Genomic DNA, 23597 nt, shown 5'->3' with positions numbered 1-23597 from the left:
CGCTCGATGAGCCGCAGGAACTTGAGCCACTCGCCGTGGCGGTGCCGCGGCTGGCACATCGAGATCACGCTGCCGTCCAGCGTGTTGAGGGCTGCAAACAACGTGGTCGTGCCGTGGCGCTTGTAGTCGTGGGTGACGGTGCCGGCACGCCCGCGCTTCATCGGCAGTCCCGGCTGCGTGCGGTTCAAGGCCTGGATCTGACTCTTCTCGTCGCAACTGAGCACCAGCGCATGCTCGGGCGGGTTCATGTACAGGCCCACCACGTCCAGCAACTTGTCCTGGAAGCGGGGATCACTCGACAGCTTGAAGCCGCGGCTCAGGTGCGGCTTGAGGCCATGGCTGTGCCAAACGCGGCGGATGGTCGTGGCACCCGTTCCAAGATGCTCGGCCAGTGTGCGGGTGCTCCAGTGGGTGGCGTTGACTGGTCTCTCATGCAACGTGGCATGCACGATGCGCGACTCCATCTGCGCCGTGACCGTGGCGGGCCGACCTGCGCGCGGAGCATCCTTGCGAAGCGCATCGATGCCGCCGTCCAGAAAACGTTGACGCCACAGCGCCACTTGCCGGCGATCGAGCCCCGCCTCGACCGCGATGTCCTTGTTCTGCAGGCCCGCAGCGGCCATCAGGACCACGACCGCTCTCTGCTGAAGCCGAGCCTGCACTCGCCGGCCCTTGGCCAACACACGAAGCTCCCGCTCGGTGTGCTCGTCCAGTTCAATCGTCTTGGCAATCCGCATCGCTCCAACCTCCTGAGCGATTGGAGTATGCCGACTCACATAAGTTTTATTACTTCACGCGCACTACACTAGTTGGGTGCCTCGGGGTTGAAGCGGCGCTGCACCAGATCAGGCGCCACGGGCAGGTTGTGCCGGCTGTCGGTGGTTACCACGAACTTGCGCTTCGTTCTGGCACGAATGCCATGCTGGCTCATCAGGCGGCGAACGCGTTCTTTGCCCACCCGAATACCGCGGGCCAGCAGTTCCTTGTGCATGCGTGGCCAGCCATACTCACCCTTGACCTCGGCATGAATGGCACGCATGTAGGCCAGCAGGGCTTCGTCGCTGTAGCGCCCAACAGGGCCCGGGCGGACTCAGTCACGTCGTCGTTGCCAACTGAAGTACCCACTGGCACTGACCTCCAGCACCTCGCAGGCCAGGCTGACCGGATAAACCTTTCTCATTTGGTAAATCCAGGCGTACCTCGCAGCGTGTCCTGCGCGAAGTACGCCGCGGCCTTTTTTGCAATGTCGCGCTCCATTCGTAGGCGCGCGTTCTCGGCCCGCAGGCGGGCAAGCTCCATTTGCTCGGGCGTCACAGTGGTGGCTGTAGTGTCCCCTGCGCCGGTGAGTTCGCCTTTGGCCGCATGCCGCACCCAATTGCCTAAGGTGGCCTTGGGTATACCGAGCACCTTGGCGACAATCGACATCGCCTGTCCAGCCTTGACCTGCCGAACCGCCTCCAGTTTGTATTCCAGCGTGTACTGCGCACGCACTTGCTTTCCTGACATTTCTTGACTCCTTGGTCGCGTTTTGAACAAGGTTCAAGAACTCCACTTTTCGGGGGCGATGTCATGCGCAGCACCCGGGCAACGCCGATCGGCTGGCGCCCGACTCGCCCGTTCGTGGGATACAGAGGTTCGATCACGCCCATCAGGCACGCCCACGGCACGACGCGTTCCATCTTGGCGAGAAAGTTCTCGCGCCGCGCGCGCTTCTTCTTCATCGCAGACTCGGCGCTAGCAAAACTGCGTTGGCTCATTTTTCCTCGCTCGTCGTAGGGGCTCGACCCTCAACGCTTGGTCACCTCGTCGCTATGACCTTGCCGCGTATAAATCAGCGTCTCCCTAAGCATCGCGTTATCCCCTACAAAGATTTTTTGAAATGTCCTTGTGTTTTTAAAATTAATTGATATTATTGTCATCAGTGCTGATTTATTTGTCAGTAAATATCAACCCAATGAGGAGACAACACTATGGCAAAGCAGATGCATTTGAACGCGTTCACCCAGTGCTGCGTCAACCACCACTCCAAAGGGCAGTGGAAGAACCCGTTGACTCGCTCTACGGATGGTTATCGCAATGTGCACTACTGGACGGAACTGGCACGTACCCTTGAGCGAGGCCTCTTCGACAGCCTGTTTCTGGCCGACGTCCACGGCACCTACAGCGTGTACAAAGGTTCCGCCAGGACCGCGATCGAACAGGCGGTCCAGATTCCCGGCGGCGACCCCACGCTAATCATCTCGGCGATGGCTGCGGCGACGCAGCATCTGGGATTTGCGTGCACTTTCAGCACGAGCTATTTCCCGCCATACCACACGGCCAAACTGTTCTCGACGCTTGATCATCTGACGGGAGGCCGGGTCGGCTGGAACGTGGTGACTTCCTATTTGGCCGATGCACTCGCCAATTTTGGCCTCAAGGACGAGCTCACCCATGACCAGCGCTACGATCGGGCCGACGAATACATGTCGGTCGTCTACAAGCTCTGGGAACACTCCTGGGAGGACAACGCGATTGTTCGGGATCGCGTTCGCGATATCTACACGGACCCCGATCGCGTACACAAGATCGATCACGAAGGCGCCTGGTTCAATGTGCCTGGCCCGCACATGTGCGAGCCGTCGCCTCAGCGGACTCCGGTCATTTATCAGGCCGGGGCGTCCGGCCGCGGCAATGCGTTCGCAGCACGGCATGCCGAGGCCATCTTCTGCATTCACCCCCACATCGCGGCCGCGGCGAAGGATGTGAAGAAGGTGCGCGAAGCGGTCGTTCAAGCGGGACGTTCGCCGGGCGACATCAAGATCATCCAGGGGGTGGCAGTGATCGTCGCACCGACCGACGAGGAGGCGCGATTGAAGGAACAGACCTTCCGAAGCTTCTCCAACGCCGAAGGCGTTCTTGCGCTGTTCTGTGGATGGGCGGGGATCGACATTTCCGCCCTTCCACCCGGAACGCGTCTTGAAGATTGCGAATGGAAGGCCATCCAGGGTTTGCGCGGCTTCTTCAGCAACGTGGACCCCGATCGCGATTGGACACTGGAGGCGATCAGCGACTTCATGGCCATCGGCAGCATCTTTCCAAAGATCGTGGGCAGTCCCCAGGCAGTGGCGGACGAGCTGGAGCGCTGGATCGACGAGGCCGATGTGGATGGCTTCAACATTCATGCCGTGACTCAACCCACCGGGTTCTCTGACTTCGTGGACCTGGTTGTGCCGGAACTCCAGCGCCGCGGGCGGATGCGGACAAGCTATGAAGGTTCGACGTTGCGGGAGAGCTACTTTGGCGCCGGCAACCAGCGCCTAAGCAAGACGCACCCTGCATATCAGGCTCTGCCACCGTGGAAGTTTGGGCCGCTTCATTCATGAATGATCTCGCATCTGACGAACCGCTTATCATGTGTAGGACAAACTACATGAAGAGGGCGGATGACAGTCAGCAAGATACAGCGTCGGCTTCCACCGGAAGAGCGTCGGGCGCAAATGGTTCGAGCAGCGGTGAAGGTGGCTGCAGCCAAGGGGTTGGGGCGCGTCGTACATGCGGATGTAGCACGCGCGTCCGGCGTGTCCGTCCCAACCGCCTTTTTGTATTTTCAGGATCGCGAGACCCTGCTGAAATCGATTGTCGAGGAGGTCGATCGACACTACAGAGCAATGGCGAGGGAGAGTCACGATTCCGGTCACCCCGGCTTGCAAAGCATTCGCGATCACTTCCAGGTCTTCGGCAACTCGATCGACATGGATCCCACTTACGCCACCGTCTGGCTGGAATGGAGCACCATGTTTCGCAACGAATACGGGTTGTGGGACGCATTCCTGAATTTCCAAGAATACATTATCTCGACGGTGGCGCGGTCCATCCGAAAAGGCCAGAAGGAGGGGGTTGTCGCGGCAACCATTTCAGCTTCGGACAGCGCGCGCTTGATCGTCGCCGGCGCCTACGCGCTCACCCAGCTCAAATTCATGAAGCGCAGCAATGCAATGGTGAAGCGTTACGTCGAGCAGATGCTACAGATGGCCTTGAGGGATCACTAGCTCCCAATGAATTTACGGGGACAAGGTCCGCGCCGCAGACCTCACGCCTCGCGACGGGATCCGCATCATGGCATCCGTGACTGCGCGCACATCGGCGCCATCCCGCGCAAGGCCGTGGCGGATTCTGCCGGTGATCGTGCTTGCGCAATTCGCCGCCACATCACTGTGGTTCGCGGGTAACGCGGTCCTCACCGATCTACAAACTCTCTGGAACCTGCAGCCCGCTTCGCTCGGCCTGATCACCTCGGCCGTCCAGATCGGTTTCGTGGCGGGCACTCTCTTCTTCGCGATCCTCGCGGTCTCCGACCGCTTCTCCGCGGCGAGCGTCTTTCTGTGCTGCTCAATCCTGGGGGCGTTGTGCAACCTGTCCATTCTTCTGGTCGGCCAGGGCCTGTGGTCGCTTGTACTACTGCGCCTCCTTACCGGATTTTTCCTTGCCGGGATCTACCCAGTAGGCATGAAGATCGCGGCATCGTGGTGCGAGCGCGGATTGGGCCGCGCATTGGGCTACTTGGTCGGCGCACTGGTGCTGGGTACCGCATTCCCGCATCTGCTGCGCGGCCTGGGAACAACCTTCGAGTGGGGAACAGTTCTGGCCAGCGTCTCGGCATTTGCCGTTCTTGGCGGCATCGCCATTTACCTCATGGTGCCAGCAGGTCCATACCTCCCCGCGAAATCATCTTTTGATGTTCGCGCAATCCCCCGGATATTCGCTTCGCCGGATCTGCGTGCAGCAGCATGGGGTTACTTTGGTCACATGTGGGAGTTGTACGCGCTGTGGGCATTTACTCCATCGATCCTTCGACGCTACGCCGATCGATTCGGTCTCGACGGCCTGAACGTGTCGCTGTGGTCGTTCTACGTCATTGCGGCCGGTGCCATTGGGTGCATTGCCGGCGGGTTGATCGCGTCCCGCGCCGGTAGCGCCCGGGTTGCCAGTGCCCAGCTCGGTGCCTCGGGCGTAGCTTGCCTCCTGTCTCCCCTCATGTTTCACGCATCGCCACTTGTCTTCTTCGCTTTCATGCTGTTCTGGGGAGTCACTGTAGCTGGCGACTCGCCACAGTTTTCAACGCTGATCGCGAATGCGGCCCCTCGTGAGTATGTGGGCAGCGCCCTTACGGTGGTGAACTGTATCGGCTTCGCCATCACTGCCGTCAGCATCCAGCTGATCAGCGACTTGAGCCAGGCAGTGAACGCGGATTTCCTATTTCTCGTCTTGGCGCCGGGTCCGCTGATCGGCCTGCTCGCGAGCAGGCGCCTCATGAAGCCCGCAATGTCGCGGCATAACAGGCCGTACTGAAGAGTTCCGCCGCTTGCCGTGGGTAGTTTTTTCTCTTCTTTCTGATAATTGTGTCATTAGCCAACTGTTTTTTTCCAAACTAAAGAATCGTCATTTCAGTTTTTAAGTGCCATTTCCATCAACACCGCGCTGAATCGCGCCTACCTGGAGATCTTGATGAGTATCCCTAACACCCTCCCACTCGGAACCGATACCCCGAAGCCGCAGGCGGCAACTCAGCCCCTGGATCCTGCAAATCTGCGCCAATTTGCCGGCCAATTCCCCACGGGAGTAGCCGTCGTCACGGCGTATGACGGCACGGACAGACTCCACGGGCTGACCCTGAATGCTGTGACCAGCGTGTCGTTGAACCCACCTCTCTACCTGGTCTGCCTGAGCAACACCAGCAACACTCTGAACGCCATTATGGAAAACCGGATGTTCGGGATCAATTTCCTCAGCGAGGGCCAGCAAGCGGTCTCGCGCGTGTTTGCCAGCAAGAGCGACAACAAGTTCGACTCCATCCCTTACCTGCGAGGTCATGAACGAGTCCCGCTGCTTCAGGATGCGGTGGCGACGGCAGTCTGCCGGGTCGAGGACGTCTTCCCGGGCGGCGATCACCAGATCGTCGTCGGGCGTCTCGAATCCTACGACATTGCAGGCGGCCACCCGCTTATGTTTCACAAAGGTCAATACCTCGACCGGCGAGATTCTTTGCCGTCGGATGGCATCCGCTGACGGTCCGCGAAAAGCCAGGAGTCGCGTTATAGAGTCCGCTTGCACAACCGAGGCCCGTTGGCGATCAGCGCGAAGCTGATGAAATCAACGAACATCACGCCGAGCTTCTCGAGGCGAGGGAAGATTCGGGGGAAGCGCTAGAGTTGCCCTAACAGTCGCTCCGTCTCACCGCTCTAGATCCGCACACCGGAAACGCACATGGCTCATTCGCGCTTCACAGTGCCCTCGCAACTCTTTTTTTCCACGCCGGAGCAACGCCTGGCCTTGGCACGCGAGCTCTTCTTCGACGAAGGGGAACGGCCTTCGGGGCTGGTCAGCGAAGCGGTCCTCCAGTCCTGGTACCGCTGCGTGCGGTCGGGCCAGCGCACGAGGGACCGTCTTTCGGTGGAAACCGTCAGCAAGTTGCGCATTAGTTCGGCGCTTCGCTTCAGCCAGCAGTTGAGGGAAGCCTCGGCCAGTGGACTGGATCGGCTGGAAGCGACCATTGCCGGCACGCCGTGCCAGGTCATCCTGACCAATCCCGAAGGCATGGTCATCTATGCCAGCCGGCGTGCGCAGGACCACGGAGAGTTGCTCATGCAGGACATCGCGCGCGTCGGCGTCGATCTCTCGGAGCACACCGTTGGCACCAATGCGCCGGGCATCGTGGTCCAGACTGGCCAAGGTTGCATTGTGCATGGCGGCGAACATTTCAATAACGCGATCCGGGCGGTGCATTGCGCAGCCGCGCCCATACGTGACATCCATGGGCAATTGGCGGGGGTGCTTGATATTTCCATCGAGAGGCGTGCCTTTGGCTTTGATGCCTTTGCCTTGATCGGCACCTACGCAACTATGATCGAAAACAACCTGATAGCCAGGCAGTCGCAAGACATGCTGCTGCTGGCCTTCCAGGTGGATCCGCAACTGCTGGGCACGCCGCAGGCAGGATTTGCCGCTATCTACGAGGACGGACAACTGAAATGGCTGAACGATACGGCGGTGCGGCTGACTGGGGGCGCCGTCGGTCAATCCATCGAAGACGTGCTGGGCCATTCGCTGATGGTTCTGCTGGGCCTGATTCGCAAGCGGCAGCCGCAATGCGTGTGTCTGCCCAATGGACTCCGTGTCTGGATACAGGCTCAACTCCGGACGGGCGATCGTGCGGGCGTCCTCTGGTCCGCGGAGCCGTTTCAGCGTGCAGATACGGTACTGCCGCCACCGGTAAGCGAAGAGTCCTGGGATGCCATGCGCCCCTCGGAAACACCTGGCGAGTCTGTGGTCGAGGCCAGTCCCCAGCAAAGTCCCATTCTGCCAATACCGTCGACCCTGCAGGACAGTCAGGCCGAACAGATCGCGCGGGCGCTGCAGGCGTGCGGTGGCAAGGTGGCGCGCGCCGCTCGGGTGCTGGGCGTGTCGCGCGGCCTGATCTATCGCTATCTGAACAAGCTCAAGGCCTGATCGTGCGAGGACGGCCTGACCCTTGCCGAGTGTCTCGGAGGAGAACACTTTTCACTAAGGGAAAGTCCTCATCTCGAAGCCTTGGAGGGTGACTCCTAAACTGCCTCGCTGCTGCTGGCATGCGGCTGCTCCGGCGCATATCGCGTCCGGGAAATTTTCTGAAACAAAGGCAAAAGATGAATCTCTCCGACATCCAACATTTTCTCTCGGACAGGGCTGCGGCCTTCCTAAAGCGTGACAGGCACGCACTGCTGATCGATGGCCAATGGGTGCCCGCTGCAGGCGAAGGCACGTTCGTGACCCGCAACCCGGCCACGGGAAAAGTGATCGGGCGGATCGCCGCCGCTGGCGCCGAAGACGTTGACCGCGCCGTGCGTGCCGCGCGCCAGGCCTTCGACGCAGGTCCCTGGTCCAAGATGCGTCCCGTGGAGCGCCAGCGCCTGATACTGAAGCTGGCCGACCTGGTGGAAGAGCATGCGCAGGCGCTGGCGGAGATCGAGTCAGTGGACAACGGCAAGTCCGCCGGAATCGCGCGTGCGGTGGACGTGGCGCTCACCGTGGACTTTTTGCGCTACATGGCCGGCTGGGCCACCAAGATCGAGGGCATCACGCACGAGGCGTCGGTACCCTACGCCCTGCAGGCCGAATTCGTCACTTACACGCGGCGCGAGGCCGTGGGCGTGGTCGGGGCCATCGTGCCTTGGAACTTTCCGCTGCTGGTGGCGACCTGGAAGTTGGGTCCGGCGCTGGCCGCCGGCTGCACGGTGGTGCTCAAGCCCGCCGAGCAGACGCCGCTGACGGCGCTTTACCTGGGCGAGCTGATTGGCGAGGCCGGATTCCCGCCGGGTGTTGTCAACATCGTGACTGGCGACGGCCCCGGCGCAGGCGCACCGCTGGCCCGTCACCCGCGGGTCGACAAGATCAGCTTTACCGGCTCCACCGAGGTCGGCAAGCTGATCGGGCACGCGTCGGTGGAGAACATGACACGCTTCACGCTCGAACTGGGCGGCAAGTCGCCGGTGATCGTGCTCGACGACTGCGATCCCGAGGTTGCCGCAGCCGGGGCGGCGAATGCCATCTTCTTCAACCAGGGCCAGGTGTGCTGCGCCGGCTCGCGGCTGTATGTGCAGAAAAAGATGTTTGACCGCGTGGTCGGCGAGATCGGCAAGATCGCCGACGGCATGACGCTGGGCCACGGTTTTGACGCGGCGGCGCAAATGGGGCCACTGGTGTCTCAGGAGCAGATGGATCGCGTGTGCGGCTACATCGACATCGGGCGCTCGCAGGGTGCCGAAGTCGTGGCCGGGGGCGGCCGGCAGCCGGGCGAGGGGTACTTCGTGCGGCCGACCGTCATGGTCAACGTCGACCACGGCAAGCGCGTGGTCCAGGAGGAAATCTTCGGCCCCGTGCTGACCGCCATGCCCTACGATACCATTGAGGAAGTCGCGGCCTGGGCCAACGATTCGCCCTATGGTCTGGGCGCCAGCATCTGGTCCAACAACCTGTCCAAGGTGCATCGGCTGATCCCCAAGATCAGGGCCGGCACGGTCTGGGTCAACTGCCACAGCGCGCTCGAACCCGCGATGCCTTTCGGCGGCTACAAGCAGTCGGGCGTCGGCCGCGACATGGGGCGCGCCGCCCTCGACGCCTACCTGGAGACCAAGTCCGTGTTCATCGCCGTCTGAGCGCAGTTTCCCAGCGCCTTCGCGGCACACGGCGCCGCGGAGGTTTTTCGACTTCGGATGGAGAAGAACACGAATGGTGCCGGACTTCGGGCGTTCAAGCAGGCAAGGCAGTTCTTGCTCGATCACCGCGAGGACTACGACACGGCCTATGCGGGATTCGCTTGCCTCATGCTGGGGTCCCCTCGTTTTCAGTGCAATAACTGGCGATACGCAAAGCGAGCACTGGCGTGGGGGTGGTATTCGTAGATCGTTGATTTCATTGGATTTCCCGTTCACTTTCAAATCCGATATTTGTGGCGTCAAGGCGTGATCGGTTTTAGCCATTGGTGCCAGTTATCGGCGCCCCCTGCGGGGGTAGGATTTGATCGACGTAGCGGTCAACAGGGAAGCGAAACACACCCCGCAAGTTGATGCTCTCCAGCCTGGTCGGCGCAATTTTGCCGATTAATTCCGGCGGAATGACTTGGCGGCGGTTCGACCAACGATCCAGGACGGCCTAAGCCCCACTTGGTGCCGAAAAAGCGTGCCTGCTCCGCGGCGTAGTCTCCAGCCTATGAAATCCACGCGAGAGTCGCTGTCGCGCGTGTAGAACGAAGAGAAGTTGCCCTGCTCGCAATTAAGCACCGGCATGCCGTGCGGTTCTAGGTGTCTTCGATGCCCGCTGACACTCTGAAAAACCGTAACGCCGAAGCGAGTTTGACCCTCCCTGAGGTCTCCGCTTCTTCCGTATCTGCGATCTTTGATGACATTGGTAGAAACACTTATGCCGTTTAATGAAATATTTATTGAAATTAATTGAATGTTTGATTAATATCAATGAATCAACTACGCCATTTATTGAAACGAATACTTCGAAATCTAAAGCCATGAACACGATCACCATGAAGAAACCAGTCGCAAGTCGCGCACGCGCATCGGCTCGTCCCGAGCGTGACGATGGTGCCGCGGTGATCGGCTCCCTGTCCCGCGGACTGCAGGTTCTCGATGTGCTTCGACAGGCCAATGGCTACCTCTCGCTGTCCGACATTGCTGCAGAAACCGGGCTCGATGCGAGCACGGCGCACCGTCTCGTGCAGACCCTGACGGAGAACGGCTATGCCGTTCGCGACGACGTTCAAAAGCGTTACCTGCCTGGCCCGCGCGCGCTGTCGCCACTGTCCCTGTTTCATCCACTCACGCAATTGCGGCGCGAAGCGAGCTCGACCCTCCATTCGCTGCAGAAGGAGACTGGGTATACGACCGCGTTGGCGCTATTTGTGGGCAAGGAGCGCATGGTGGTGGACTTTGTTCAGGGGGGCCATCCGCTCTCGCCGTACTACGAAAGCTGGCTCAAGAGTCCACTGCACGGATCCGCCTCCGGAAGGCTCTTGCTCGCCTGGATGCCCGAATCGGAGCGCGAGCAACTGCTGGGCGCCGGCCCTTATGAGGCTTATACGCCGAAAACCATCACCGACCCGTCGGCCCTGTCGCGCGAGTTCGGCCGGGTTCGCATGCGGGGCTATGCGGTGGCCCGCGACGACTACAACCACGGGCTGTTGGCCATCGGCGTTCCCCTGATCCATCAAGCCGAATCGCAACCGCTCGGCTGCTTGATGCTGACTTCCCCCAGCGGCTCGGTGCCGGTCGAGGCCGAAGAGGTGCTGGCCGACCAGTTGAAGGCTGCATCGAAGCTCCTGATGAACAGCGCACCCTCCCTGCAGACCTTCAAGCAATGGAGTGTCCGTGGCGCCGCCCGCCGAAACCCGGCCAACTTGGCCATTGCATGATGACTCTCACCTAAGGAAGACCCTATGACACGCAACGCCGCCCAGTGGGCAGGTCCGCCCCGACTCCCCGAGGACCACTACGTCAACTCACGGATCTATACGGACCCCGAGGTGTTCGCCCAGGAGCGCGGGAAAATCTTCGCCCGCACCTGGAAGTTCGCCTGCCACGAGAGCGAACTCCCGTTGCCCGGCGACTTCCGTACGCTGGAACATGCCGGCATTCCCGTTGTTGTGGTACGCGGGCCCGATGGCACCGTGCGCGCCTTCCTCAATGCCTGCTCGCACCGCGGCGCCCAACTGGTGACGGAGCCGCGTGGCAACTCCAAGCACTTCACCTGCTTCTTCCACCTCTGGTCCTACGACACCAAGGGCCGTTGCATCGAGATCACGCGTGAGGAGGGCTACAAGCAGTGCAAGCTGACCAAGGACGATTGCGGGCTGCGCAGCGTGCGAACGGCCGAGAAGCTCGGGATGATCTTCATCAATCTCGACGACGACGCGCAGGACTTCGACAGCTACGCCGGCGACGCCCTGGACGATCTGATCGATCCCATGGGGACGCATCCGATGGAGGTTTTCCATTACCACCGCGTGCTGATGAAGGCCAACTGGAAGCAGTGGCATGAGACCAACATGGAACTGTATCACGAGTGGGGCCATGTGGTGAACCGGACCACCAGCGTCGCGGCCGGTGGCTACCACGAACGCAAGTGGAAGATCCATCCCAATGGGCACGGCTCGCTCGACCCGCTGAAGGTCGAGTACGACAAGTACAAGGGCTGGGACGGACGCCAGGACCTGATGTTGCCCGGACTGTCGCCCGGCGAGTTTCGTGTCGTCGACATCTTCCCCAACACGACCGTCATCGTGCGAGGGACCAACATCCGTCTCGATACCAGCATTCCGATTGCGCCCGGCCTCACGCTCCTGGAGCAGCGCGGCCTGGGCGTCAAGGGTGAGTCCGCGGAGGATCGCGCCTTGCGCCAGGAGCACCACAACCAATTCTGGGGCCCGTTCGGGCGCAACCTGGCGGAAGACGTGGTCTTCGTCGAGGCCGTCGAGCGAACCAATCGCCACGGCGCATCGCGTTACGGGATCATCGCGCGCCACGAGGACCTGATGTCCCAGGATGACGAAATCATGCGCGCCTACTACCGCGTCTGGGGCAAGTACATGGGCACCAGCGCCGCCAACCCGCTCAACAAGGCCGCGCGCCGTGAAGCGCACATGGAGGTGGCTTAAATGGAAACGATCAACATAAGCAACGAAGAGATCAACCGCCTGATCTACACCTCGGCACTCAAGCTCGACGCCGAGGACTTCAAGGGCTTTCTGCGCCAGTGTGGCGAGAGTTTTCGCTACACCATCAAGGCCTACAGTCCGGAACTCGGCAAGGAGATGACCTGGCTGGACCACGGGCGCAAGGGCATGCAGGATCTGTTCGGGATGCTGCCCCAGCACGTGCGCATGAAGGGGCGCTTCAAGCGGCACGTGAGCGTCTATTCGGTCGACCGGCAAGAAGACGGCCGGGCCAAAGCGCACTCCAGCTTTCTGCTCATCCACACGGATCCCGAGGGGAATTCCAAGCTTTTCGCGGCCGGCCAGTATTTCGATGTGATTGACGTGAGCGGTGATGCGCCGCGCCTCGTCGAGCGGGTAGTGCAGCTCGAAACACGAGAGCTTGGGCCCGGCATGCACATCCCCGTGTGACGATAGAAAACAATAAGAAGCCAGCACATGGCTCCAGCCTTTCCATCCCCGATCGACATGAGACCCATTGGAGAAGACATGATCAAACTTAAATTTTTACGTACCGCGCTGCTCACCCTCGCAACGCTGGCAAGCACTGTCGTGATGGCGCAGACCGCGCCCGTTAGCGGCGAGACGGTGCGCATCCAGAAGTACCCTGGCGTCGTCAGCCTGCTGGCCATAGTCGCTGCTGAGCGAGGCTATTGCACCAAGTACGGAATCAATTGTGTGCTCACGACGATCCCATCTTCTGTGGTGGGGTTGCAGGCCATGCTGTCGAGCAGTCTTGACGTCGCCACTCCGGCCGTGGAGGCGGCCTTGCAATTGGCCGCCAAGGGAACGCCGATCCGTTTCGTTGGCAATATCTCGCGCAACGGCCTCTATATGTTCGCGGTGGGCGATCAGGTGTCCGGCCCTAACCAGAAAAAGGGCTTTCCGGCGCTGATGCATGACTTCAAGAACAAGAAAATTGGTGTGACCACGCGCGGTGCCGGGCCTGAATATGCCTTGAAAAGCATGCTCGCCGCCGCCGGAATGAAGGACAGCGATGTGACCATTGTCGCGGTCGGGGGGCCGGATACAGCCTACTCTGCGCTCGTGAACAAGCAGGTCGACGCCGTCGTCAGCTTCGAACCCATGGGAGCATTCTGCGAAGTGCTGAAGACCTGCCGCGTCGATGTGTGGCTCTCGCGGGGAGAGGGACCGAAGGAGTTGACCCTTCTTGCCGGCGCGTATGCACCCATGGTGGTGCGCGCGGAGTATGCGGAGAAGAACCCCAAGGTGATCGCGGCGCTGCGCAGCGCACTCAAAGACGCCGAAACATTCATTCACACCAGTTCCAACTTCGACGAGTTGCTACGCATTACTGCGAAGCACTTCAAGATGGAGCATCCTCAGGCCGATGCGCTGATCGCGGCCATGGTGCGTAACACGCTCCCGAACCTTTACTACGAGATCGATCCGAAGGGAGTACAAGCTGCCATGGACTATATGGTTCGTACTGGCCAGCTCGATAAGCCTTTCGACATTTCCGGGCTCGTGCTGCGATGAGCAACGTTGCGACCATCGTGCGCAAGAGCGCACGAAGCGAGCCCTTGAGCCCCCGGCCATCGAATCTCGCTGAGCCAGCCGCGATCACTATCGACGGCCTGACACTCGAGTTTCAGCCGGGCCGCCCGGTGCTCGACAAGATCTCGCTGTCCATCCCGCATGGTCAGTTCGTGTCGATCGTGGGTCCCAGCGGGTGCGGCAAGACGACCGTCCTGAATTTGCTCGCAGGATTGATCAACGTTCCCTATTCCGGGGATATCCAGCTGCTCCAGCATCCGCCCCGGCTCGGATCGCACAATGTGGCGTACATGCTGGCCCGCGACTGCATGCTGCCATGGCGTGATGCACTCGGCAACGCAAGCTTCGGGATGGAAGTGCGGGGCATATCGAAGCAGGAATGCCAGGCGCGCGCCGCCAGGCTGCTTGCGCGGGTGGGGCTTGCCGGCTTCGAGCAGGCCTATCCCAAACAACTCTCACACGGCATGCGCCAGCGTTGCGCGCTCGCGCGCACCTTTGCGCTGGACTCCAGCGTGCTGTTGATGGACGAGCCATTCGGGGCGCTGGATGCGCAGACCAAGCTCCAGCTCGAGGAGCTGTTAGTTGACCTCTGGCAGGCGGAGCGCCGCACGGTGGTGTTCATTACGCACGACATTGGTGAAGCGATCGCGGTATCCGATCGAGTCATCGTGATGAGCGGGCGTCCTGGGCGAATCGTCTCCGATACGCTCATTTCCCTCCCCCGGCCACGCTCCGTGCGAGAGCTTCAAAAGAGCGCCGAGTTCCACCAGATCTACGCGCACATTTGGGAAAAGCTGGAAGGCGATTGGAGAGCAAGCGATGCCAAATAATTCAAAACCCCATACGTTTTCGTTTGGTATGGTAGGCGCACACCTCGTGTTTTTGTCGATTTTCCTCGGCCTGTGGCAGTTTGCCGTGGCGCGAGGCTGGATCGATCAAACCTTCTTCGGCAGCCCGCTCGGCATCGTGATGTTCCTGTTTGACGGTTTTCTCCGCGGAACAAAGCTATGGTGGGAAATGGCGTGGTCACTAGGCGGGACGGTTTCCGCGTTCCTGCTTGGGAGCGTTGCCGCAATTCTTGCGGCGCTGGTCTTCATCAACTATCCCCGCGTCGAGAAATTCGCGGACCCCTATCTATCGGCATTGAACTCGATGCCGCGCATTGCCCTGGTGCCGCTGTTTATTCTGTGGTTCGGGCTTGGGCTGGCATCCAAGATCGCCATGGGGTTCACGCTCACCTTCTTCATCGTACTGTCGAGTGCCATTGCCGGGATTCGCGGCGTGAATCAGGATCACCTCACGCTGATGTCCACCCTGGGTGCCCGCCCGCGTCAGACCTTTTCCCTGGTGACCTTGCCGAACGCCGTGCCGGTGATCTTCTCCGGTTTGCGGCTCGGTCTGGTCTACGCCCTGCTGGGAGTCATAGGCTCCGAAATCATTGCTTCCGAGCACGGACTGGGACAGCAGATTTCCTACCTCGCATCGACGTTCAACATGAATGGTGTGCTGGGTCTACTGCTTGTACTGGCCATCGTAGCGACGCTTATCAACTACGGAATGTCGCGGCTGGAGTTTTATCTGTTGCGCTGGCAGTAGTCGATAAAGAAAGCGCATTGAAGAACCAGCCCGCGAGCCCTGTCGAGCTGACGCGAACCGACATGCACCTAACACTGAATAGAAAGAGAGATTTGATGACCACACCTCCCAAGCGCATTCCCGTTGCCATTCTGGGCTCCGGAAACATCGGCACCGACCTTATGTACAAGATCCGCCGCAATCCCCTGTTCGACCTGCGCCTGGTCTCGGGCATCGATGCCGCGTCTGAGGGTCTGGCCCGCGCGCGCGAGTTGGGTTGCACCACTTCGAACGACGGGGTCGAGGCAATTCTCGAGCGCGGCGACATCCGCATTGTCTTTGAAGCGACCTCGGCACGCGCCCACAAGTTAAATGCGCCGCGCTTCAAGGAAGCGGGGATCTTCGCGATCGATCTCACGCCCGCCAAAGTCGGCCCCAGCGTTGTGCCGTGCGTGAACATGAAGGACATTTTCGACGCAATGAACGTGAACCTGATCTCCTGCGCGGCGCAGGCAACCATTCCCATGGTGCACGGCGTGAGCCGCGTGGCGAAGGTGAAGTACGCCGAGATCGTCGCGACCGTCGCGAGCAAGAGCGTCGGGCCGGGTACACGGGAAAATATAGAGGAATTCACGCTCACCACGCAAAAGGCGCTGGCTGAGGTCGGCGGGGCCGGGCGCGGCAAGGCCCTTGTGGTGATCAATCCGGCCGATCCGCCGCTCATCATGCGCAACACCATCTACACCATCGTGGACGACGATGTGGACGAGCAGGCCGTGAAGGACTCCGTGCTGGACATGGTGAAGCAGGTTCAGCGCTACGTCCCCGGCTATCGCCTCACCGTTGAACCCTTTCGACGCGGCGATCACTTCATGATCGGCGTCGAGGTCGAGGGGGCGGGCGACTTCCTGCCGCCCTATGCGGGCAATCTGGACATCATCAACGCGGCCGCCGTGGCCGTGGCCGAGCGCTACGGCGCGACACTGAACTAGGAGAAACCTGTGGCCAAAATTACTTTCGTCGACGTCACCTTGCGTGACGGCAATCACACCTTCCGCCATCAGTTCACGCCGGAGATCGTGCAGGCGACTGCCGCGGCCCTCGACGCCGCCGGGGTCGACATCATTGAGGTCGGTCATGGCGACGGACTGGGCGGCAGTTGCGTGCATGTCGGTCGTGCACCGGCCACCGACCGCCAACTGCTCGAAGCCGCATGCAAGGTCACCAAGCGCGCGAAAGTCGGCATCCTGTTGGTGCCAGGCTTCGGACTGTTCGCCGACCTGGAGATGGCGGCCGAAGTCGGTGTGGGCGTGGCACGTATCGCGACGCATTGCACCGAGGCCGACGTGACCGAGCAGCATCTGCGGCGCGCCAAGGATCTCGGCATGTTCACCGTCGGCTATCTGATCTCGGCGGGCATGGCCAGCCCTGAGCAACTGGCGGAACAAGCGCGCAAACTCGAATCCTACGGCGCGGACTATGTGAATCTCGCCGAATCGCAGGGGCATCTGGTCCCGAGGGAAGTGGCCGCCCGGATTCGCGCGGTGCGCCAGGCCGTGAACATTCCGATCGGCTTTCATCCCCACAACAATCTGGGTCTGGCCATCGGCAATATCCTTGCCGCCGTGGACGAGGGCGCGACCTTCATTGACGGCAGTCTCAAGGGCTTTGGCGGCGGTGCGGGCAATGCCCAGACCGAAGTGGCAGTCACGGCGCTCAAGCGCGCCGGTCACGAGGTGGGCACTGATCTGTTCGGCATCATGGATGCGGCCGATGTCTTCGCGCGCCAGGTAGCCCCGCAACCCATGCCCGTCATTGACAACGATTCCCTCCTCATGGGCTACGCCAATGTTTATGGCGGATACATCAATCCTGTAAGGCACGCTGCCGAGCAGTATGGCTGCGACGCGCGCGCGCTGGTGCTACGCCTTGGCGAGCGCAAGGTGGTCGCCGCCCAGGAAGATGTGGTGATCGAAGAGGCCCAGAAACTGTCCCGTGCCATGCGCCTGGCAGCCTGAGTCGAGAGCCAGGAGAGCCGAATTGGACGCCATCATCGAAGTGCGAAGCGCAGAAGAGTGCCACAGCTTCGCCTGCGCGCCGGGCGAGCGTCTGCTTCACGCCGGCCTGCGCGGGGGCGTGAGCCTCCCTTACGGCTGTGCCACGGGTACCTGCGGTGATTGCCGTGCCAAGGTAGTGTCCGGAAACGTTGAGTCGCTGTGGCCGGATGCACCTGGGGCGCGCGCATTGCGCGATCCCGCTGAGATACTATTGTGCCAGTCGCACGCGCGCGGCGCCTGTGTCATCGAAGCAAAGCCCGACGCGCACACGCATGCGCGCGCACTGCCTCAACGCTACGAGGGCATGCTCGCGCGCGTGGTTCCGAATGACGACGGCCTGACCTGGGTAGAGCTGGAACTGGATAGGCCGATTCGCTTTCTTGCCGGCCAGTTCGTGCTGGTGGCTGTGCCAGGCGTCGAAGGCTACCGCGCCTATTCGCCGGCACACGACGGGCAAGAGGTGTCGCGCCTGTCGCTGGTCGTGCGCAACAAGGCCGAAGGCGCGCTTTCGCCACTGCTGTGCTCGCCTGATTCGGTAGGTTCTCACGTGCAGGTGTTTGGCCCCTTGGGCGCGGCGCATGTGCGGCCGGATGAGGACGGTGACTTTGCCGTGGTCGTCGGAGGGTCCGGCGCGGCGGTAGCCTTGTCGATACTCGACTGGGCGGTCGCTTCGGGCCACCTGGAATGGCATCGCCTCGATCTCGTGTGCGGACTGCGCACCTCGCGCTGTCCCGCTGTCATAGACCGCCTGGCCGCAGCGGCCGCACGCTTCCCGGAGAGCCTGAGGATCGTCGTGGCGCTGTCCGACGAAGACAGCGCTGATGTTGCGCTGCCCGGCGCCGGCGCCCACCTGCAGGTCGAGTCGGGCATGGCGCACGAGGTTGCGGCACATTGCCTGGAGGGCCTGTGGAAGGACCGTGCGGTGTTCGTTGCCGGGCCGCCGCCCATGGTTCGGGGCACGCTGCGGATGTTGATCACCAAGGCGCGCCTGAACCCTACGGGCATACGCTACGACAGCTTTTCCTGAGGCGGCGAGTGCCGCAAACCTGGATTAGCGGAGGAACCGTGCTATGGATACCAAGATGCAACAGAACGAACAATGGGAAGCCGCCTGCGATGCCGCGGATTTTGATGGCGAGGAGATGATGGAGTGTCGCGCCGGCGAACGCGATGTTCTGCTGGTGCGCCTGGGTGATCGCATCGTCGCCTGCCCGGCGCTCTGCCCGCATCTGGATGAGCGGCTCGCCTTTGGCTTTGCCGATGGCAATGTGTTGACCTGTTCCAAGCACCTTTGGCAGTGGGACCTCGAAACGGGCGATCCTCTTGGAATTGCGGAGAAACGTCTCGCGGTGGCACCGGTACGCATCGAGAACGGAAAAATCCTGGTGGACACTGGGCCGCTTGCGTGCGGTGACGATTAGCCCTTGTCTCCGTGGCTGAGCCTTCCAGCGGTTGTGTAGACGGCGTTCCTGGCATCAGAAGGGAAACCGTATCCATCGAAAGCCGCTACAGCTGGTGGGTTGCCGCCATGACGCTGGTGATCGCGTCTCTCGGTTTTGGCGCTGTCACGTCCGTTCCGATACTGCTAAAGCCGCTTGCCCGCTACTGGGAGACGGGAGCGAGCACCATTGCCCTCGTGCACACCTCGGCGATGTTCGGCGCGGCCATCGGCAGTCTCGTGCTGGGTCGAATGCTGGACCGATTCGGGTTCTTTCGCATTGCGATGCTGGCCGCGACCGCCACCGGCCTGGGCCTGCTGCTCGCGGCCTCGGCCCAGAATTTGCTCACTTTGTATCTGGCCTATGGGGTGCTCATTGGCGGCATCGGGCAGGGCGCGTTTTTCAGCCCGCTCACGGCTGCCGTCAGTCAATGGTTCGATCGGCATCGGGCGCTGGCGATCGCCATCGCCGCCAGCGGGCAGAGCGTGGGCGGATTGACGCTGCCGCCCCTGATGCGATGGGGTGCGGGTGCGTTCGGATGGCGGGCGACGCTAGTGGCCTACGGGCTTGTTGCAGGCCTCGCACTTGTGGCATGCGCGTTCGCGTTCCGGCGTGCGCCTCCGCCACACGCCGCTCCGCCCGATCTTTCCGGCACTGGCGAAGCGGGCCTATCTGAGGCACGCGGCGGCTTCCTCATGCTGGGCCTTTGCATGGCCCTGTCCAATCATGCGAGCTTCATGGTGATCGGACACCTGACGGCTTTCGGCGAGGAGCAAGGGTTTGCGCCGGCCGCCGCCGCGGCCCTGGTTTCGGCGCTGCTTGGCGTGACGCTCGTTCCGCGCTTGTTCGCCGGACAGTTGTCGCACAGATTAGGGCGCTACCGCACGCTGCTGGCGATGTCCGTGCTGCTTGTGTTCGGGATGGCCTGGCTGGCGACGGCGCAGGGGCCCGTTGCGATCACGGTGGGCGTCGTACTGATCGGGTTGGGCTTTGGCGGCTACATGCCCGGTTACGCGATCCTTGTGCGGGAAATGTTTCCTGCCGCGCAGGCGGGGCGCCGAATCGCCGAGATCTACTCCTTCGGATTCGTCGCGGCCGGAATCGGGAGTTGGACCAGTGGCTGGCTGCGCGACCTGACGGGTGGATACGCGATACCCTTTCTGGTCGCGGCCTGCTCGGCCGGCTTGGGCGCCGCCGGGCTGCTGCGGCTGCGCGAGCACCTACGTTCGATCTGAACTTGCGCGAACCTGCCGCTGCGCGCCGCGCGGGGTCCAGTGCCTGAGAACCTGCAAGCTCGGCGAACTGTTTATGAGCAGCGCTGCAGCAGCCTTCAAGCTGCTCACGATGTCGGCCTCGGCGTCTTCGGGCAGCAATTGGCTGGTACAGGTGACCACCAGGCACCCCATGGGCCGGCTGTGAGTTGGCATCATCAGTGGCACGCCGATGGCTACCAGGTTTTGATAGGCGTCGTCGCGCGCCACTGCATAGCCTTGACGGCAGATTTCCTCGAGCCGATCTTTGAAGATCACCGGATCCGTCACCGTCTTTGGGGTGTGCGCCATATAGGGGCCCGCTCCCAGCAATTGCTCCCGCTCTGCATCGGAAAGCCATGCCAACAGAATCTTTCCGGATGCCGAACCATGCAGCGGGCTCTTGAGCCATGTGTCGTAGTACGGCGAAAGCGGCTGCCTGCCGCGGATGAAGTCGACCACGAGGCGTTCGTTGCCCAGGAACAGAACCAGCGCGCAAGTTTCCCCCGTGTTTTGCTGCAGCGATCTCAGGACCTGTTCCGCTTCTCGGCGAAACAGGGTGAGCGGGTGGAACAGCGACAGCGGAGAGAGTGCGCGAGGTCCTGCCATATAGCGTTTGGCGGAGTCATCCCGTACGACATACCCATGCTCGCTGAGTGCGTGAAGCAACCGAAGTGTGGTGCTGGCGTCGAGACCCGTCAGCGCGGCAACTTCGGACAGCGTAAGACAGCCCTGGGCAGACGTAAGGACGTCGACGATCTGCAGCCCACGTGACAGCGATCCGACGGCTGCCGGCTCCCCACTGGCCGAGGCCTTCGTCTTCCGCGAAAGTATGGGGTCTTTCCGCGTTTTCGCGCTCTGCTGCACCATGTTTTGAAGCCCTTGTCAGATCAATATGAAGGCGGACTATCGGCCACCGATTCTCGGCGCCATTGTATTTCACTATTTCGCAAGATTTTTTCACTTTTGGAGTCAGGTGCCCCGCCGTCTCTTCTGCCGTGGCGTCTCAAGGCAGACGCCGTCCAAGCGAGCGGCTCACCGATCAAACCGTGGCGGAAGGCGCTGACGCAAACGACAAAGATGGCTCTGATGATGACCTGCACCTGCGAGCCGACGCGGTCGGCAAGGAAGTTCTGCAGCCTGAGCACCGCCAATGCGCCCGGCACTGGCCCGGTGAAGGTGCCCATGCCGCCGAGCAAGGTCATCAGCACGACCTCGCCCGACAGCGACCAGTGCACATCCGACAACGTGGCGAAGCCGAGCACCACGGTCTTCAAGCGTGGACTCAGCAGCATTGCGCTTGTCGTTCGTGACAGATGATGGTCGCTGGGCGAGCCGATCAGCTTCGCCCGGAAATTGCGGCGAAGACGAAGGTCCGCTGCCGACTCACGCAGCAGTTTGCATCGGGTCGTCAAGCCGGTCATGAACGACCGTTGACTGGAATTCAATTGGGTTCCGGTAAGCCGACACCGATGATTGGCCGCTTTCGCCTGCAGATCGGCCCGGCGCGCCTCAAGCCACCCTATGCCGGTAGCCTCTCCAGTGGGCTGACGACCTCACGCAGGACCTCGGTGGCCACGTGCGTGAAATCGATGTCGTCTCCAGCTTCTTGTGTCCCAGCATCACCTGGATCACACGGATGTCCACCTTTTGCTCCAGCAGGTGCGTGGCGAAGCTGTGGCGCAGCGTGTGCATGGAGACACGCTTGTCGATCCTGGCCGCCTCGGCGGCGTCGTGAACCGCGCCGTTGAGCTGGCGTGCCGTCAAAGGATCCACCGGGTTCATGCCCGGGAACAGCCAACCGCCCGGCAGCATCTTGCCGTGTGCATGTGCGAATCGCCACCAGGCGCGCAGCCGCTCCAGCAGCACCGGCGAGAGCATGGCGTAGCGATCCTTGCGGCCTTTGCCCTGCTCGACGCGCAAGGTCATGCGCTGGCTGTCGATGTCGCCCACCTTCAGCGCAACAATCTCACTGACCCACAGTCCCGTGCCGTAGGCGATAGACAGTGCCGTGTGGTACTTCAGGTTGGAGGCCGCAGCGATCAGACGCGCCACCTTCTCGCGACTCAGCACCACCGGCAGCTTCTAGGCCACACACACGTAGCTCATCCTGGCCATCAGCTCGCCTCGGTCGAGCGTGACATCGAAGAAGAACTTCAAGCCGGTGATGGTGGCATTGAGGGCGATCGGCGAGACGCCGCGATCGACCAGGTGCAACTGGAAGCGCCGCAGATCTTCCACTGTGGCTGTGTCGGGAGGGCGCTGGAGAAAGCTGGCGTGGATGCCGCGCAGCCCGCCAGGGGACCGAGGGGCTATTCAGCGGAAAGGCCGGGCGGCGTTCGCGAACCGGCGGGGGCGCGACGCAGCGCCGCAAGCACACGGGCGGGGTCCGAGGCCTCCTGCTCCAGTTGCGCCTTCAGGCACTGAATGAATGTTGGCAACACGGGATTCAGATTGTCCTTGCGCCAGGCACATAGCGTGCTGAGTCCGGACTTCTGCGTGACAAAGGGACGGACTGACATCAAGTCGGCCGAGTATGCCTGCGCCAGGTGGTGCGCGTAGGAAGTAGGGAAAATCGTCACTCCAAGATCGGCTATCACCAGCCAGAAAATCGCCTCGGGCGTGGGCGCTTCCTGAGAGATCCGCGGCAGCACGCCGCAACGATCAAATTCCGAGAAGATGGCCCGGCGGTAGACACTCCACTGATTTTCCGTACCGACCACCAGCTTGACCTTGTGCAGATCCGACGCAGTGATGGCGTCTTTTTCCGCAAGCACGTGGTCCCGCGGCATCACGACACTCAGCGGTTCTTCGCGGATCTTGCAAGTCAGGACTCCGGGAATCGAGATCGGGCCAAGCATCAGTGCTGCATCCACCGAGGCGTTCAACAGGGCAGGCAATTGCAGTTCTGTCGGATTATTGTTCAGCTCGATCCGCACGTTCGGCTTCAATACGCTGAACTGCCGCAGCAGCGGTGCCAGCGGGTCGGCCACCACAAAGGCCGTGTAGCCGATATTCAACTGCCCGGTTTGCCCAAGCGCCATTTCACGCCCAAGGCGCTCTGTGCGCAACGCCTGCGTCAGGGTCTTGCGGGCCTCTTCCAGGACAAGCTGCCCGATTGCCGTCAGGCGCACGTTGCGCGTGTCGCGACTCAGAAGCGGCGCGCCCAGACGATCCTCCAGCTGATTGATGGTGCGGGTCAGTGCGGGCTGCGCCATGTTCAGACTCGCAGCCGCCCGGGTGAAGTTCAAATGGTCTGCCACCGCGACGAAGCAGCGCAGCGATTGAAGGTTGAGCATCTATATCTTTTGTGTTAATTATTCATATAAAAACAGTATTGGGAAGAATCTTCATCGCCCATTACGATCTGCTTCAAGCACAGGTTGGAACCAGTTGGAACCATGGACTGTATCCTTGTGATCATACGTAGCACGTTGATTATGAAGATCCATGAATAAAATTGTAAATACCTGTGTGATACGTGAGGCCATACGTGAGATGGCCTAAAAAATATTGTTAT

At 61.4% G+C, this 23597-nt stretch carries 20 protein-coding genes and 5 pseudogenes; 17 read left to right on the top strand and 8 right to left on the bottom strand.

Translation table 11 applies throughout. The features are described 5' to 3' along the window. The 3 genes and pseudogenes from B0E49_RS20625 to B0E49_RS20620 all read right to left on the bottom strand — a co-directional run. Positions 1-737: IS630 family transposase (locus tag B0E49_RS20625; RefSeq protein ID WP_174571097.1), on the bottom strand; the 737-nt coding region annotated here is incomplete at its 3' end. 71 nt (positions 738-808) lie between these two features. Then, positions 809-1506, bottom strand: a pseudogene (locus B0E49_RS12230) (IS3 family transposase); the annotation flags it as partial. Between the two features lie 62 nt (positions 1507-1568). Beyond that, positions 1569-1757, bottom strand: a pseudogene (locus B0E49_RS20620) (transposase); the annotation flags it as partial. Between the two features lie 213 nt (positions 1758-1970). Here B0E49_RS20620 and B0E49_RS12220 point away from each other — a divergent pair. The 6 genes from B0E49_RS12220 to B0E49_RS12195 all read left to right on the top strand — a co-directional run bounded on the left by B0E49_RS12220 (position 1971) and on the right by B0E49_RS12195 (position 9173). Continuing rightward, positions 1971-3365 carry an LLM class flavin-dependent oxidoreductase gene (locus B0E49_RS12220; RefSeq protein WP_077562463.1) on the top strand — a complete coding sequence of 465 codons (1395 nt, stop codon included), beginning with the start codon at positions 1971-1973 and terminating at the stop codon, positions 3363-3365. A 60-nt stretch (positions 3366-3425) separates the two neighbouring features. After that, positions 3426-4031: a TetR/AcrR family transcriptional regulator gene (locus B0E49_RS12215; protein WP_077562462.1), complete on the top strand. Its 606-nt coding sequence runs from the start codon at positions 3426-3428 to the stop codon at positions 4029-4031. Between the two features lie 67 nt (positions 4032-4098). Beyond that, positions 4099-5331 (top strand): MFS transporter, encoded by a 1233-nt coding sequence (locus B0E49_RS12210; protein ID WP_077562461.1) that lies wholly within the window; start codon positions 4099-4101, stop codon positions 5329-5331. A gap of 156 nt (positions 5332-5487) precedes the next feature. Then, positions 5488-6048 (top strand): flavin reductase family protein, encoded by a 561-nt coding sequence (locus B0E49_RS12205; RefSeq protein ID WP_077562460.1) that lies wholly within the window; start codon positions 5488-5490, stop codon positions 6046-6048. Positions 6049-6246: 198 nt separating this feature from the next. Then, complete coding sequence (locus B0E49_RS12200; RefSeq protein WP_077562459.1) at positions 6247-7488, top strand: GAF domain-containing protein; 1242 nt, start codon at positions 6247-6249, stop codon at positions 7486-7488. Between the two features lie 176 nt (positions 7489-7664). Further along, positions 7665-9173, top strand: a complete 1509-nt coding sequence (locus B0E49_RS12195; RefSeq protein ID WP_077562458.1) for an aldehyde dehydrogenase family protein — start codon at positions 7665-7667, stop codon at positions 9171-9173. Between the two features lie 316 nt (positions 9174-9489). On the opposite strand, the pseudogene B0E49_RS12190 reads toward B0E49_RS12195, so the two are convergent. Beyond that, positions 9490-9669, bottom strand: a pseudogene (locus B0E49_RS12190) (hypothetical protein); the annotation flags it as partial. Positions 9670-9946: 277 nt separating this feature from the next. Here B0E49_RS12190 and B0E49_RS12185 point away from each other — a divergent pair. From B0E49_RS12185 to B0E49_RS12135, 11 genes are all read left to right on the top strand, one after another. After that, positions 9947-10939, top strand: coding sequence for an IclR family transcriptional regulator (locus tag B0E49_RS12185; RefSeq protein ID WP_077562457.1), 993 nt, complete (start codon positions 9947-9949; stop codon positions 10937-10939). A gap of 24 nt (positions 10940-10963) precedes the next feature. Next, positions 10964-12181 carry an aromatic ring-hydroxylating oxygenase subunit alpha gene (locus B0E49_RS12180; RefSeq protein ID WP_077562456.1) on the top strand — a complete coding sequence of 406 codons (1218 nt, stop codon included), beginning with the start codon at positions 10964-10966 and terminating at the stop codon, positions 12179-12181. Further along, positions 12182-12649 (top strand): nuclear transport factor 2 family protein, encoded by a 468-nt coding sequence (locus B0E49_RS12175; protein WP_077562455.1) that lies wholly within the window; start codon positions 12182-12184, stop codon positions 12647-12649. 78 nt (positions 12650-12727) lie between these two features. Next, positions 12728-13738: an ABC transporter substrate-binding protein gene (locus tag B0E49_RS12170; protein ID WP_168175053.1), complete on the top strand. Its 1011-nt coding sequence runs from the start codon at positions 12728-12730 to the stop codon at positions 13736-13738. Further along, positions 13735-14586, top strand: a complete 852-nt coding sequence (locus tag B0E49_RS12165) for an ABC transporter ATP-binding protein (protein ID WP_144264544.1) — start codon at positions 13735-13737, stop codon at positions 14584-14586. Before B0E49_RS12170 ends, B0E49_RS12165 begins: the two co-directional genes overlap by 4 nt. Before the next feature lie 46 nt (positions 14587-14632). Next, positions 14633-15352, top strand: coding sequence for an ABC transporter permease (locus tag B0E49_RS12160; RefSeq protein WP_286137964.1), 720 nt, complete (start codon positions 14633-14635; stop codon positions 15350-15352). 95 nt (positions 15353-15447) lie between these two features. Beyond that, positions 15448-16323, top strand: a complete 876-nt coding sequence (locus B0E49_RS12155; protein WP_077562452.1) for an acetaldehyde dehydrogenase (acetylating) — start codon at positions 15448-15450, stop codon at positions 16321-16323. Between the two features lie 9 nt (positions 16324-16332). Next, on the top strand, positions 16333-17349 hold the full coding sequence (dmpG, locus tag B0E49_RS12150; RefSeq protein ID WP_077562451.1) for a 4-hydroxy-2-oxovalerate aldolase: 1017 nt from the start codon (positions 16333-16335) through the stop codon (positions 17347-17349). A 22-nt stretch (positions 17350-17371) separates the two neighbouring features. Then, positions 17372-18415, top strand: coding sequence for a 2Fe-2S iron-sulfur cluster-binding protein (locus B0E49_RS12145; protein ID WP_168175052.1), 1044 nt, complete (start codon positions 17372-17374; stop codon positions 18413-18415). Positions 18416-18458: 43 nt separating this feature from the next. Beyond that, entirely contained in the window at positions 18459-18809 is a 351-nt protein-coding gene (locus B0E49_RS12140; RefSeq protein ID WP_077562449.1) for a Rieske 2Fe-2S domain-containing protein, read from the top strand. A 107-nt stretch (positions 18810-18916) separates the two neighbouring features. Next, positions 18917-20062: an MFS transporter gene (locus tag B0E49_RS12135; protein ID WP_077562448.1), complete on the top strand. Its 1146-nt coding sequence runs from the start codon at positions 18917-18919 to the stop codon at positions 20060-20062. On the opposite strand, the gene B0E49_RS12130 is transcribed toward B0E49_RS12135, so the two are convergent. From B0E49_RS12130 to B0E49_RS12115, 4 genes and pseudogenes are all read right to left on the bottom strand, one after another. Continuing rightward, entirely contained in the window at positions 20048-20947 is a 900-nt protein-coding gene (locus B0E49_RS12130; protein WP_077562447.1) for an IclR family transcriptional regulator, read from the bottom strand. The two genes, B0E49_RS12135 and B0E49_RS12130, sit on opposite strands and share 15 nt — an antisense overlap. 20 nt (positions 20948-20967) lie before the next feature. After that, a pseudogene (locus tag B0E49_RS12125) lies at positions 20968-21360 on the bottom strand (branched-chain amino acid ABC transporter permease); the annotation flags it as partial. A gap of 239 nt (positions 21361-21599) precedes the next feature. Continuing rightward, positions 21600-22354 (bottom strand): annotated as a pseudogene (locus B0E49_RS12120) (tyrosine-type recombinase/integrase); the annotation flags it as partial. 35 nt (positions 22355-22389) lie between these two features. After that, entirely contained in the window at positions 22390-23376 is a 987-nt protein-coding gene (locus B0E49_RS12115) for a LysR family transcriptional regulator (protein WP_077562446.1), read from the bottom strand. Positions 23377-23597 lie beyond the last annotated feature (221 nt).

Origin of the sequence: Polaromonas sp. C04, from assembly GCF_002002705.1 — a bacterium.
Lineage (GTDB): Bacteria > Pseudomonadota > Gammaproteobacteria > Burkholderiales > Burkholderiaceae_C > Rhodoferax_A.
Note: the sequence above shows the minus strand (reverse complement) of the source record. Positions and strands in the feature narration are given on the sequence as shown.